Origin of the sequence: Micromonospora sp. NPDC049274 (assembly GCF_040678875.1) — a bacterium.
GTDB lineage: Bacteria > Actinomycetota > Actinomycetes > Mycobacteriales > Micromonosporaceae > Micromonospora.
Map to the genome: position 1 here is coordinate 191,867 of NZ_JBFAQS010000004.1, position 13,116 is coordinate 204,982.

Consider the following 13,116-nt stretch of genomic DNA (forward strand, 5'->3'; position numbering starts at 1 on the left):
CCGAGCAACCTGGCTCCTGTCGTCGGGCAGCGCGGCCGGAGGGTGGCTGTCACCTCAGGTAGGCGGCGAGCGGGATGTTCTGCGCCCTGAGGGCGGTGGCGATCAGGCCGGCGATCTGTCTGGCGCCGGCGGCCTCGAAGTGGGTGTGGTCGTTGCAGAAGAACGCGCCGACCGCGCCCGTCGAGTAGTCACCGTTGTTCGGGCACAGCCTGAGCGCGTTGTAGAGCGCCACGCTCTTCGCGTGCAGGTCGATGACCGGTACGCCGTTGGCGGCTGCCGCAGCCGTCGTCTCGGCGACGAAACCGCGGTTGCCGACGGCGGTGCTGCCGCTGCACGTGATTGCCGCGACCGGCGTGACGAAGATGGGCTTCACGCCTCTGGCCTTGGCGGCAGTCGCCATGACGCCGAGCAGTTCCTTGAAGCGGTTGGTGCCGACGTGTCGCGGGCAGGCCGAGTCACCGTCGTTGATGCCGAACTGGATGATCAGATAGTCACCGGACTTGAAGCCACTGCTGGTGTCCAGCATCGCCGACCACCGCGCGCTGTAGGCGGTCGAGCTGAGCGTGCACTCGCCGGCCGAGTTCTTGGTGGCTGTCACATTGCCCTCGTACAGCCACGTCTGGATGCTGCGACCGCCGACGGCGCTGTTCTGCACGGTGACGTTCGACGTGAGGTAGGACGCGAACTGGCTGCCCCAGCCGATGGGACAGGTGCTGGCGTTCATCATCGTGGAATCACCTGCCATCCACACCTTGATCGGCGGGGGCGTCGGCGAGGGCGTCACCGGCGGTGTGCTCGGTCCAGTGCAGGGCGTCGGGTTCGGCGTTTGCGTTGACGTCGGCGACGGGGTCGGCGTCGGCGTCGGCGCGGTGGGGGTCACTGCCGGTGGGCCGGCACAGGTGGTGCCGTTGAACGTGAACGACGACGGCACCGGGTTGCTGCCGCTCCACGAGCCGGTGAAGCCGAAGCTTACCGATGCGCCAGAGCCGACGGCACCGTTGTAGCTCACGTTGGTGGCGGTCACCGCCGTGCCGGTGACCGTGACGGTGGCGTTCCACGCCTGCGTCACGCCCTGCCCGGGGGCGAGACTCCAACCCACGGCCCAACTGGTCACCGGGTCACCGAGGTTGGTGACGACGACATCGGCTCCGAACCCGCCGGTCCACTGGCTGGTGATCCGGTAGGCGACACCGCACGCCGGGGTGGCGGCCTGCGCGGTGGCGATGCCGAGCCCGCCGGCCACGACGGTCAGGGCCGTTGCCGCCAGGACCACGAGACGCGATCGGCGAACCATCATCGGGTTACTCCTGCCTTGATCGGAGACGCTGACCATCACGTGGCGGCGGCGCACGGGGAGCCGTTGAGGGAGAAACCTGTCGCTCCGCCGAGCGGGCTGTCGGTGACAAATCCGAAGCTGGCCGAACCGGCGGCGGGGATCACCGCGTTCCAGGAGGCGTTCAGCGCCGTGGCCGCCGCGCCGGACTGGGTGACTGTGGCATTCCAGGACTGCGTGATCCGCTGACTGCCGGGCAGCGTCCAGGTCAGTGTCCAACCGTTGACCGGAACGGTGGAGGTGTTGCTGAGGGTCACGTCGAACTGGGCACCCGTACCCCAGTCACCGGTCTTGCGGTAGGTGACCGCACAGGCCCCGCCCGCCGGCGTGGTGGGCGCGGGGGTGGTCGGTGCCGGAGTCGTCGGCGCGGGAGTCGTCGGCGCCGGAGTCGTCGGCGCGGGAGTCGTCGGCGCGGGAGTCGTCGGCGCGGGAGTGGTGGGGGTCGGGGTCGGGGTCGTGGTCAGTGCTGCGCTGAGGATCGGGGCCAGCCTGTCGGTGATGGCCTGGTGGCCCGCGTCGTTCGGGTGCACCGAGTCGCTCAGGCCGCCGGACGGCAGCCAGCCGGTGGTGTCCACGTAGAACACGTTGGCGTCACCCGCGGCGTTGCGTGCCCGCACCGCCGCCTCCGTCTCGGTCCCGTAGCGACCGATGAACGTCCGCATGGCGAAGAGCTTCGCGTTCGGAAACCTCGCCCGGATCTTCGTGAGGAAGGTGGTGTACGTCGCCTGGAAGGCTGCCGCGCTCACGCCGTGACTCTTGTCGTTGGTCCCCAGGTTGATCACCACGCCGTCGGCCGTGTAGCGGGAGAAGTCCCACTGGTCGGTGCCGGCCTGGCCACCGGAGGACATCCAGTAGCGCGTCGCCTGCGCCCAGCATCCATCGGTCGTCTCGGCAAGACACATGCCACCGATCGCGATCTGGGTGTGGTCGTAGCCGAGCCTCTCACCGACCTTGAAGGCGTAGTCGGTCAGGGCGAGCTGACTGCTCGTGGCGCCTGCGGTGATCGAGTCGCCGACGAACTCGACAAGCTTGGGGCGGGCCGGCGGCTTGAACGTGCCCGCGCCCGAATCCAGGATCAGCCCCTGGAAGACCGCGTCGCCGGTGTAGGAGCCGGCCACCTGCCGGTAACTGACGATCAACGTGTGGTTGCCGGCCGCCAACGCGGTCGGTGTCAGGTTGATCGTGCCGGAGCCCGTGAAGGACGTGAACGCCCTGCCGTCGATGCTGGCCCACAGTTGGATGGTGTTGCGCTGCCGGAGCTTCACCGTCTTGCCGGTGAAGCCGACCCGCAGGTACGCGCCGGCCCAGTACGGCACGTACGCCGAGGCGTTCGCCCTGTTCCACCGGCCGACGAAGCTGATGTTCGAGTCGGCCGGCGTGCCGTCACCGACCGCGGCCTCAGCGCTGAGGACCGGCAGACCTGCGGCGAGCACCCCGGCGGTGACGGCGATCAGGGCCGCGGTACGCGTCGTTGTCCAGGCGTTCCTGAGTGCCCCGAGGCGGGTGCGCGGGCGCACGGGACGCTGATCATGGTCGTGGGAACGGATCTTCGTCATCGGATGGGGTTCCAGCCGTCGTTACCCGCCAGATAGGCGGTGGGTGTGTACTGGGTGGCGGTGGAGGCGCTCATCTGGGGCCGGTTGGCGTTGATGACGGCGCCGGCCCCGGTGCTGCCGTACTCGGCGAACCGGGCGGTCCTCCACGAGAAGCCGGACATGTCGGTCCAGGGGTCGGTGCGGATGTGTGCCCCCATCGCGACGCCCCGGTAGAGGACCTGACCGCGGGCGTTGACGTCGCCGCTGGGGTGCCAGGGCCGGCCCAGATAGACGGTCCTGGCGGGGGCGTTACTGGTCAGTGTGGTTCCCCAGAACAGGAAGCCGAACTTGTTGTTGATGTCGGTGGCCGCGGCGGTGATGTAGCCGTTGTTCGACGACGAGCCCCGGGTGAGCGAGTGCACTGTGCCGTTCTGGAAGACCATGGTGCCCCGCCCGAAGATGAAGTCGACGTCGCCCTCCACGTAGGAGTTACGGACGTAGAGACGCCGGACCGAGCTCACACTTGGCGCGTTGACCAGCAGCGTGTCCTGGTTGCCGAGGATGCGGACGTTGTCGAACTGCACCCGGTCGCCGGAGGTGTTGACGGCGACGGCCTGCTCGGCGTCGAGGGTGTTGGCGGCCTCGTTGAAGTCGTTCGACATGGTCAGATTGCTGATCGTGGTGTCGTTGGCGTTGACGAAGACCGAGGCGCTGCCGGACGTGCCGTACGTGCCACCACCGGGCTTGGTCTGGCCGGACGCGTGCCCTTCGACGATCACCACCTGTGCGGCGGAGCCGCCGGCGCCGGCCAACGTGAGGTGGGGCTTGTTGGCGGGAATGGTGACCACGCCCCGGTAGGTGCCGGGTTTGATGGTGATGGTGACCGGAAGGCTGTTGTTCGCCGCGACGCTGTCGATCGCCGCCTGCACGGTCGTGTAGGTGCCGCTGCCGTCGGCGGCCACGGTGATGGTCGTGGACGCGGACGCGGCGGAGGCCATCGGGACCGCGGCGGCGAGAGCGCACACCGTCACCACCGCCACCGAGCGCACGCCAAGGATCCTGCCGGATGTGGTCATAAGCGTTCTCCGATCCACCGGGCGCCCGCCGAAGATCATGCCGACCGGAAGACGACGCCGTTAAGTTAACGTTAACATCGACGATCTGAAATATAAAGATGGCTGGTGAGTCATCCGACCTGGACGTCTTCGCCGGTTGCGGCGGGCTCGGTGGCCGGCGACGGCGTCCGCCCGGGCAGCAGGAGCGGGGTGGCGAGCAGGAGCACGCCGGAGATGGTGATCGCCGCGAGAGGGCTGGTGAGGCTCGCGAGGACGCCCCAGATCACCACCAGGGCCGCCTGGACGAGCCTGCCGACGGCACTCCAGGTGCTCAGGACGCGGGCGGTGTGGCCCAGCGGGGTGCGGTGCAGTCGTTCGGTCGCGTAGATCGGGTTGAAGACACCCATGCAGGTGATCAGCAGGCCCTCGACGACGATCACGGTGACGAGGCCCGGGATGCCGGGCTGGACGAACGCGAGACCGAGGGGGAAGAGCGAGCGCAGCCACCCGGAGACCGTCATGACCCGGTGCCGGCCGTGACGGGCCACGAGGCGCGCGGACACGCGGGCGCCCACCAGGCCGCCGAGCGCCGGGACGCCGAAGGCGAGACCGTACTGCCAGGCCGGGAAGTGGTACTGGTCCAGCAGGAGGACGGCCAGCAGCGGCGCGGTGGCCATGATGAGGCCGCCGACCAGGATCGAGTTGAGGAACAGCCCTCGCAGGACACTGTCGTGGAGGATGAACCGCCAGCCGATGAGAAGGTCGGCGGCACGCAGCCGGCCGCCCCGGTCCCGGGGTGACGCGACGTCGCCGCCGCGGATGCGCAGGACCGCGAGCGCCGACAGCAGGTAGCTGAGGGCGTCGGCGGCGACGGTGACGACCGGGCCGAGCAGCCCGACGAGCGCGCCGCCGAGGGGTGGGCCCACCGCGGTCGCCGTCCAGGTCGTGGCCTCGAACCGCCCGTTCGCCACCAGCAGGTCATCGCCGCGGACGAGATACTTGAGGTACGCGCCGGTCGCGGCGGTGAAGGCGATGCTCGCGGTCCCGGAGATGACCGAGACCACAAGCAACTGGCCGTAGGACAGCAGGCCGAGGGCGTACGCGAGCGGGACGCTCGCCATGGCCACGAACCGGATCAGGTCCGTGGCGACCAGCACCGGCCGCTTCGCCCGGTGCTCGACCCACGGCCCGAGCGAGAACGCCACGACCGCCGCGACGGCGGGCCCGGCCGCCGCCAGGATCGACACGGCGAACGCCGGCGCGTGCAGCACGCGGACCGCGATCAGCGGGAACGCACCGAAGGCGAACCACGTGCCGTACGTGCTGACGGCGTAGGCCGACCACAGCCAACCGAAGCTGGACCCCAACCGCGCGCGCATCCGCCCCCCTCGTGGCAACCGACGTTCGTGCCCGGGCAGCACACCAGCGCCGGCGACCTGGGCGCAAACAACCGACGCTTGGTCGTGTCACAACCATCGGTTGTACGGGTGGATAATGATGCGGTGGATACCGAGGCGGTGCGATCGTTCGTCCGGGCGGCCGAGTTCGGCCAGTTGCAGCTCGCTGCCGAGGAGCTGGGCGTGACGCAGCAGGCCGTGTCGAAGCGGATCGCGGCTCTTGAGCGCGCGCTCGACGTGCGGTTGTTCACGCGTACTCCCCGAGGGGTCGAGCTGACGCTCGACGGCCAGGCGTTCCTCCCGCACGCCCGGAGCGTCGTGGTCGGGGTGGACCGCGCCCTCGCCGCGATCAGACCGGGCTCGCGGGCCCTGCGGATCGACGTTCTCGGCCTGCGGTCCGCGCAGGCAGTCGTCCTGCACGACTACTGGCGGTCACATCCGGAGACCACGCTCGACGTGGTGACCCTGCGGGTCAACGACCCGCGCGCGGCGGTCGCCGCCGTCCAGGCCGGCGACGTCGACGCCTCGTTCCGCTCGGTCACCGACCCGGCCACGCTGCCGCGCGACGTGCGGATGATCCATGCGTTCGACTCCCCGTCGGAACTCCTCGTCGGCCCGCGACACCCTCTCGCCTCCGCGCGCACCCTGACACCGTCGCAGCTGCGCGGGCACCGGATCTGGGTGCCGGGCATCGCACCAGGCAGCGAGTGGGCGGACTTCTACGACCAACTCGTCACCGACTTCGACCTGCGCGTCGACGCCGCGGGCCCGCACTTCGGCGACGAGGTGCTCCTCGACATCCTGGCGGACTCCGCCGACGTGGCAACCCTGGTCGGCTCACGCGACAGGTACGTCTGGCCGACGAACCACGACCTGCGTCGCATCCCGATCGTGGAGCCGACGCTCGCGTACCCGCTCTCGCTCATCCTGCCGCGAGCGAACCCGCACCCGGGGTTGCGGGCGGTCATCGACCACTGCGCGAGCCTGGCGCCGCTGCCCGCCACGACCTGGCGGCCCTCCTGGGCACCGACACGGTGATACCGCCCCTCGGCGGCGTGGATTCCGCCCGCTGCGGAGCTGCGACAATGCGCGTTCGGGCCACCGCTGCGGGCTCGTCTCCGTGGCGGCGCGACAAAAGATCTTGCGGGGCCGTGTCGATGCGTCGGCCGCCCGTTCGACGGGTGGGTGCGCGGGTCGAGAGGCGGCCCGCCGAATGAGGAGAACGCGATGTCGACGTACATGCTGATCATGCGAGGCACCGACGAGTCGAACGCCGCCATGATGGCCTCGATCGACGAGGCGATGGCCACGACCCGCACGTTCATCGAGGAGATGGTCAAGGCCGGCGTCCTCCTCGCGGCCGAAGGGCTGGACGATCCGGCCCGGGGTGTCGTGGTCGACTTCGGCGGCGAGGTTCCGGTGGTCACGGACGGGCCGTACGGCGAGACCAAGGAACTGTTCGGGGGCTACTTCCTGCTCGATGTCGCCTCGAAGGAGGAGGCAATCGAGTGGGCCCGGAGGTTCCCGGCGGTGCGTGGATCCAAGATCGAGGTCCGGCGGGTGGCCGGGGCGGACGAGGTCCCCGGCGACGGCCGGCCCTGATGGGCACGGCCGACGTCGAGGCCGTCTGGCGGATCGAGTCGGCGCGGATCGTGGCCGCGCTGACCCGGTTCACAGGCGACTTCGGCCTGGCCGAGGATGCCGCCCAGGAGGCGGTGGCCGAGGCGCTGGTGTCGTGGCGGCGTGCCCTGCCGGCCAATCCGGCCGGTTGGCTGATGGCCACGGCCCGACGGCGGGCCATCGACGCGATCCGGCGCCGAAGCGCGCTCCGGGAGCGGTACGCCCTGCTGGCGGTCGACTCGGCAGTCGGCTGGGCGGCGAGCTCGGTGCTCGACGAGGACGTCGACCCCGACCGGATCGACGACGACGTGCTGGCGCTGATGTTCGTGAGCTGCCATCCGGTGCTCTCCCCCGAGGCCCGGGTGGCGCTGACCCTGCGCGTGGTCGCCGGCCTGTCCAGCGAGGAGATCGCCCGCGCGTTCCTCGTGCCCGTGCCGACCGTGCAGGCCCGCATCACCCGCGCCAAGAAGACCATCGCGGCGGCCCGGGTGCCGTTCGAGCTGCCGCCGGCCGCCGAGCGTCGGGAACGGCTCGGAGGCGTACTCAGCGTCCTGTACGTGATCTTCACCGAGGGGTCGACGGCCACGTCGGGCGACCGGTTGCTGCGCCCCGACGTCGCGTACGAGGCGATCCGGCTGGCCCGTACGCTGGCCGCGCTCGCGCCGGACGAGCCGGAGGCGCACGGTCTGCTCGCGTTGTGCGAGCTGACGGCCGCGCGCTTCCCGGCCCGGACCGGCCCGGACGGCTCGCCGGTCCTGCTGGAGGACCAGGACCGGCGGCGGTGGGACATCTCCGCGATCCGTCGCGGGCTGGCCGCGCTGGGCAGGGCGGCGTCGACGCGCGGACTCGGCCCCTACGGTCTGCAGGCCGCGATCGCCGCCACCCACGCGTCGGCGCCGTCGGTCGAAGCGACCGACTGGGACCGGATCGTGGTCCTCTACGAGGCGCTCGGCCGGGTCGCGCCCTCGCCGGTTGTCGACCTCAACCGGGCCGTCGCCGTGGCCATGGCCTCGGGCCCGGCGCCGGCTCTGGCCATCGTGGACGAGCTGATCGCCGCGAACCGACTCCCCGGGTCCCACCTGGTCCCGACCGTACGCGGCGAACTGCTGGCCCGACTCGGACGACGACCGGAGGCGCGCGCCGAGCTGGAGCTGGCCGCCCGGCTGTGCGCCAACCAGCCCGAACGCTCGGTGCTGCTGCGCAAGGCGGCCACGCTGGGTTGACGTTATATTGACACTTTTCGTTACGACGGTGATAGTAACTGCGTACCGCTCCCATCGGATCGCCTGTGGGGACCCCGCCGGGTGGTCGACGCGTTCGCCTCGACCTGGCCCGTGGCCTGCGCTGACCCTTGCGGTCGCAGCGCGAACGAGCAGCCACCACCGCCGCCGCGGGGAGCCACCGTGACGTTCGTTGGAGGGGTGCATGAGAAGGAGATCGAAGATCTACGCGGGGTTGGTGGCCGTCGTCGTCCCGGTCGCCTCGGTGATCATGGCGCTCGGCGCGACACCGGCCGGTGCCGCCGTCGGCGGTTCCGGACCCTATCCCGCCGACTACGAGACCTCGGCCAGCCTGGCCAACCACACCATCTTCCGGCCGCAGACGCTCCCGTCCGAACGTCTGCCCATCGTCGTCTGGGGTAACGGCGGGTGCTCGGCCAACGGCCTGTCCCAGGGGAATTTCCTGCGCGAGATCGCCTCGCACGGCTTTCTCGCCATCGCCAACGGCGCCCCGAACGGCTCCGGCTCCACCACCTCCCAGATGCTCACCCAGTCGATCGACTGGGCCATCGCGGAGAACTCCCGGCAGGGCAGCAAGTACTACAACAAGATCGACACGACAAAGGTAGCCGTCGCGGGCTTCTCCTGCGGAGGGCTGGAGGCGTACGCGGTCTCCGCCGACCCGCGCGTCACCACGACCGGCATCTTCAGCAGCGGCCTGCTGAACGACGCCGACGACTACCAGCTCCGGAGACTGACCAAGCCGATCGCCTACTTCATCGGCGGGCCCAGCGACATCGCCTACCCGAACGCCATCGACGACTGGGGAAAGCTGCCGGCCGCGCTGCCCGCCTTCATGGGCAACCTCAACGTCGGCCACGGCGGCACCTACGACCAGGCCAACGGCGGCGAGTTCGGCCGCGTCGCGGTGCTCTACCTCAAGTGGCGCCTCAAGGGGGACACCACGTCCGGCGCCAACTTCGTCGGCTCCGACTGCGGCCTGTGCCACAGCCAGTGGACCGTCCAGCAGAAGAACCTGACGCTCGACGGCGGCACTCCCCCGACCACGCCCCCGCCCACCACGCCACCACCGACCACGCCCCCGCCCACCACGCCGCCACCCACCACTCCCCCGCCGACCGGCACCCCGGCCTGCACCGCGGTCTATGCCCTCCAGGACCAGTGGAACGGCGGATTCGTCGCCACCGTGACCGTCACCGCGGGGACCTCCGCGCTCACCGGCTGGCGCGTCACCCTCACCCTGCCGAGCGGGGCGTCGGTCAGCTCGCTGTGGAACGGCGTTGCCAGCGGCAACAGCGGCACCATCGCCGTCGCCAACCAGAGCTACAACGGACGACTGGCGGCGGGGCAGACCACGAGCTTCGGGTTCCAGGGCACCGGCAACGGCAGCGGCACCACCGCCACCTGCGCCGGTAGCTGACGCTGGTTGGCTCGGCGCGGGGGCGCCTCCGCACCGGCCCGCCGAGATCCACTCGGCTTCCAAGAAGTCGGGGCATCCGCGAGCCGGGGATGGGCCGGTTTCACGGAAGCCGAGTGGATCACGCGGCGGGACAGGTCAGGACTGCCGGCGCGGGCACGCTTTCAGGAGGGTTGCGGGGCCTGGTAAGGCGGGGCCACACCCCACCCCCAACGTGGTACGGGCGCCTGCCGGACCGGGTCCGCGTCCGGCTGCGAATTGTGTACGGCCAGCCGGGTGCCCCACTCGAGGTAGCTCGTGAAGGCGGCCCGGAACTCCGGATCGTCGGGCAGTTCGACCTCGTCGGCGGCGTCCATCATGAGGTTGACCCACCGTCGACGCTGCGGCTCGCTGATCGCCCTGCCCAGGTGCTTGCCGACCATGTGGCGGTAGCCACCGCGCTCGGTGGTGTAGGCAGCCGGCCCCCCGAAGACCTCGGCGAGCCAGACCGCCACGTACCGGGCGTGGTCGGGATCCATGCGGGCGAACATCGGCGCGAGGAGGTCGTCGGAGCGGACCAGGCGATAGAAGGCGTCGCACAGCTTCGTGAACGCGTCGGCGCCGCCGGCCCACTCGTACAGGCTCGGCGGAGCGGCGCCACCGGGGCCGGCGACCGAGGTTCGGACGTAGTGCCGCATCTCCTCGATGTCCTCGACGTACGGCCTGATCGCGGCGAAGAACTGCCCGAACACCGGGCCGCCCCGGAACCCGTTCAGGTGCCCGTCGACGGAAGTCCAGGTGATGCGCAGCAGGTGACAGGCGGTGTCGTCCAGACAGCGGCTCAACTCGTAGTCCACGCATTCCGGCGCCGCCCGCAGCGCGGCTGCGGCCCGCTCGTACGCCGCCTCGAACCCCTCCAGCCGCGCCGGCGGCACGCGGTACCTGATGTACTCGATGACCATGGGTACAGCCCAACACCCGCGACGACGATGATCAAGTACGCACCATCTGGTGCGTACCGAAGGAGACCACGATGGCCAAGCGTTACCACTGCCCCGTGGAGTTCGCCGTCGACGTCATCGGTGGAAAGTGGCGACCCGTGATCCTGGCCCACCTCAAGGAGGGCGTGCACCGCTATGGCGAGCTACGCCGCCGGATGCCCGACGTCAGCGAGAAGATGCTGACCCAGCGGCTGCGCGAGCTGGAGGCCGACGGGCTGATCCTGCGGCACGACCACGAAACCACGCCACCGCATGTGGAGTACCGCTTGACCGAGGAGGGCCTCAGCCTGGCCCCGGTGTTGCAGGCCCTCTACGACTGGGGCGCCGCGCGGGCGGCACGTACCGGCACCACCATCGAGGAGACCGGTTGAGCGGTCCTACCGGCCCTGCCGCCGTGCCGGATGAGCGCACGTTCGAAGAAGTCTCCGGCGCAGCGAATGCTCGATACTGCTCGACGTGAGTGAGACGGCAGGCCCGGACCGCTGGACTCTGGCCAACGCCGCACTGCTGGCGGCTGCCGACCGGTTCACCGCCATGGCGGCCACCGCGTCCTCCCCCACGGTCAGGGTCACCGCCGACTGGACCCTGGCCGACACCGTCGCGCACGTGGTGTCGATCGCGGTGCTGTACGTGTCCAAGCTGGAGGGCACCGGGTTCGCCATCCGGGTGCCGGGTCTGGAGGACATGCTCGCCGTCACGAACGTCGACACCGTCGCCGACGTCAACCGGCACGTGCTCGCCCACTTCAGCGAGCGCGATCCGGAGGTCCTGCTGTCGCAGCTCACCACCGCTGTCGCCCGCCTCCTGGGCACGACCGCTGATCCGCGGTCGACGGTGAGTTGGCTGGGCAACGCACGGGTGACGGTCGGCGGCCTGTTCGCCCATCTGACAAACGAGCTACTCGTACACGGGTGGGACATCGCGCGGGCGCTGCGCCGACCGTGGCCGATGCCGGACGCGCACGCCGGACTCTACTGGGACCTGTTCATGTTCGACATGCTGCGGGACTCGTACGGGGTGCTGCTCAACACCGCGCTGCCGATGCCTCGCCACCACGTGTCGGTGCAGTTCCGCTCGCGGTTCACGCCGACCACGACGCTGACGCTTGGCGACCGCAGAGTGTGGATCGCACCGCCCGACGATCCGTTCGACGTGCGCGTGCGGTTCCAGCCCGCCCGGTTCAACCTGATGATGTTCGGCCGGATCAGCATCGCTCAGGCGGTGCTGCGGCGCGACGTCGTCATCGGCGGGCCGAGGCCGTGGCGGCTGCCGGCTTTCCTCCGGGTCGTGCACATGCCCAACGGCCGGCTCGCACCGAAGTCAGGACAACCGAGGACATGATCGCTGCGCGGCCGACCAGCGGTCAGCTCGCCCGGTAGGTCAGGTAGCGGCCCTCCGGCCAGCTGTGGACGTTGTTGAGCTCGCTTGCCGGACCACTGCAGTCGGGGGTCCGGTAGCCGGGCACCGAGCCGAAGCCGCCGCTCCAGGTGAGCATCCAGGCGGCATCGGCCGGGACCTGGTGGCAGATGCCGTCAGGCGCGGCGAGCCTGCCGGCCACCTCGGTCGGGTAGCTCGAGTAGAAGACCAGGCCCTGGTCGGGGTACTGGAACGGTTCGCCAGCCGCCGCGGGCGACCCCGGTAGCGTCACGGCCAGCGTGGTGAGCAGGACGGCGGTGAGACCCGCGGCGATCCGGTGGGCGGATGTGCGCATGGGCGTCCTTCCGAGACGGCGTTCAGGGAGTGGACCGAAACCTGACCCCCAGATTTAGAGTGACATAGATCGATGCCGCAAGTCATCCGGGAGACCTTACGGATCAGACGAGCCGTACACTGCACGGCCATGCGCTCCGGCGAGATCCTCGACCAGCTCGACACCGCGGCCGAAGACTTCAGGTTCCCGGACCTGGGCCACGGCTACTACTACGCGGTGGATGCACGGCTGCACGCCTACCGCGACGCGCAGCGGTGGGCGCTCATCGTCGAGGCGGTTGGTTACTCGCCCAGGGCCGGCAACCTCGTTGACGTCCTGTATGTCTTCGGCAACTGCCTGACCATGGGCGAACCGGGCCCCGGCAACGAGGACTTCCTCGACCGGATCGACAACCCCGACGAGATCGAGGACATGAACGAGCCCGAAATCTACTGCGGGAACCCGATTGTCGTACGCGGTCGGCGGATCCCGGTGGCAGCCGAGCCGGGCGAGGAACTGGTCGACGTGCTGCGCCGGCTCGTTCCGGAGCACCGGGAGTTGCTCCTGGCCGACGAGGTCGAGCTGCGGCGGCGGATCCCGGCCGACCTCCCGGAGATCCTGCGGTTGGATCAGTGGCACCACCCGGACCCCGCCGAGGACACCCTTCCCAGTCAGTCAGTGACCTTCCGCCAGCTCGCCGACGTGCTGACGACGGGGGACGCGAGTCGGTACGCACCAGACCTGCCACCCAACACGCACTGGTCCCACTGGCCCGAATCCGGGAGCCTGTAGCGCTCGGGACGACCAACAGAGTGTCGGACCTCGTCTCATCCCGTCGGGATGTCGCA

General features: G+C 70.1%; 13 protein-coding genes. 7 read left to right on the forward strand and 6 right to left on the reverse strand.

The window, feature by feature from the left end; all coding sequences use genetic code 11:
- Window positions 1-49: 49 nt before the first annotated feature.
- From AB0K10_RS09780 to AB0K10_RS09795, 4 genes are all read right to left on the reverse strand, one after another.
- Window positions 50-1,297 (reverse strand): cellulose binding domain-containing protein, encoded by a 1,248-nt coding sequence (locus tag AB0K10_RS09780; RefSeq protein WP_363681745.1) that lies wholly within the window; start codon window positions 1,295-1,297, stop codon window positions 50-52.
- A 35-nt stretch (window positions 1,298-1,332) separates the two neighbouring features.
- Entirely contained in the window at window positions 1,333-2,889 is a 1,557-nt protein-coding gene (locus tag AB0K10_RS09785; protein ID WP_363681747.1) for a cellulose binding domain-containing protein, read from the reverse strand.
- A complete protein-coding gene (locus AB0K10_RS09790; RefSeq protein ID WP_363681749.1) occupies window positions 2,886-3,917 on the reverse strand; it encodes a pectinesterase family protein in 1,032 nt (343 codons plus the stop codon). Before AB0K10_RS09790 ends, AB0K10_RS09785 begins: the two co-directional genes overlap by 4 nt.
- Window positions 3,918-4,054: 137 nt before the next feature.
- Window positions 4,055-5,302, reverse strand: a complete 1,248-nt coding sequence (locus tag AB0K10_RS09795; RefSeq protein WP_363681751.1) for an MFS transporter — start codon at window positions 5,300-5,302, stop codon at window positions 4,055-4,057.
- 123 nt (window positions 5,303-5,425) lie between these two features.
- On the opposite strand from AB0K10_RS09795, the gene AB0K10_RS09800 reads away from it, so the two are divergent.
- The 4 genes from AB0K10_RS09800 to AB0K10_RS09815 all read left to right on the forward strand — a co-directional run bounded on the left by AB0K10_RS09800 (window position 5,426) and on the right by AB0K10_RS09815 (window position 9,601).
- Window positions 5,426-6,358 (forward strand): LysR family transcriptional regulator, encoded by a 933-nt coding sequence (locus tag AB0K10_RS09800; protein ID WP_363681753.1) that lies wholly within the window; start codon window positions 5,426-5,428, stop codon window positions 6,356-6,358.
- A gap of 189 nt (window positions 6,359-6,547) precedes the next feature.
- A complete protein-coding gene (locus tag AB0K10_RS09805) occupies window positions 6,548-6,922 on the forward strand; it encodes a YciI family protein (protein ID WP_363681755.1) in 375 nt (124 codons plus the stop codon).
- Complete coding sequence (locus tag AB0K10_RS09810) at window positions 6,922-8,163, forward strand: sigma-70 family RNA polymerase sigma factor (RefSeq protein WP_363681757.1); 1,242 nt, start codon at window positions 6,922-6,924, stop codon at window positions 8,161-8,163. The genes AB0K10_RS09805 and AB0K10_RS09810 overlap by 1 nt, the downstream gene beginning before the upstream one ends.
- 202 nt (window positions 8,164-8,365) lie before the next feature.
- Window positions 8,366-9,601 carry a cellulose binding domain-containing protein gene (locus tag AB0K10_RS09815; RefSeq protein WP_363681759.1) on the forward strand — a complete coding sequence of 412 codons (1,236 nt, stop codon included), beginning with the start codon at window positions 8,366-8,368 and terminating at the stop codon, window positions 9,599-9,601.
- A gap of 161 nt (window positions 9,602-9,762) precedes the next feature.
- On the opposite strand, the gene AB0K10_RS09820 is transcribed toward AB0K10_RS09815, so the two are convergent.
- Window positions 9,763-10,539: a group II truncated hemoglobin gene (locus AB0K10_RS09820; protein ID WP_363681761.1), complete on the reverse strand. Its 777-nt coding sequence runs from the start codon at window positions 10,537-10,539 to the stop codon at window positions 9,763-9,765.
- 71 nt (window positions 10,540-10,610) lie between these two features.
- On the opposite strand from AB0K10_RS09820, the gene AB0K10_RS09825 reads away from it, so the two are divergent.
- Together AB0K10_RS09825 and AB0K10_RS09830 are read left to right on the forward strand one after the other, a co-directional pair.
- Window positions 10,611-10,949, forward strand: coding sequence for a helix-turn-helix domain-containing protein (locus AB0K10_RS09825; RefSeq protein ID WP_363681763.1), 339 nt, complete (start codon window positions 10,611-10,613; stop codon window positions 10,947-10,949).
- 85 nt (window positions 10,950-11,034) lie between these two features.
- Window positions 11,035-11,919 (forward strand): maleylpyruvate isomerase N-terminal domain-containing protein, encoded by an 885-nt coding sequence (locus tag AB0K10_RS09830; RefSeq protein ID WP_363681765.1) that lies wholly within the window; start codon window positions 11,035-11,037, stop codon window positions 11,917-11,919.
- A gap of 22 nt (window positions 11,920-11,941) precedes the next feature.
- Here AB0K10_RS09830 and AB0K10_RS09835 read toward each other — a convergent pair whose 3' ends face one another.
- Entirely contained in the window at window positions 11,942-12,289 is a 348-nt protein-coding gene (locus AB0K10_RS09835; RefSeq protein ID WP_363681767.1) for a hypothetical protein, read from the reverse strand.
- A gap of 129 nt (window positions 12,290-12,418) precedes the next feature.
- Here AB0K10_RS09835 and AB0K10_RS09840 point away from each other — a divergent pair, with 129 nt between their 5' ends.
- Window positions 12,419-13,060 carry a hypothetical protein gene (locus AB0K10_RS09840; protein WP_363681769.1) on the forward strand — a complete coding sequence of 214 codons (642 nt, stop codon included), beginning with the start codon at window positions 12,419-12,421 and terminating at the stop codon, window positions 13,058-13,060.
- Window positions 13,061-13,116 lie beyond the last annotated feature (56 nt).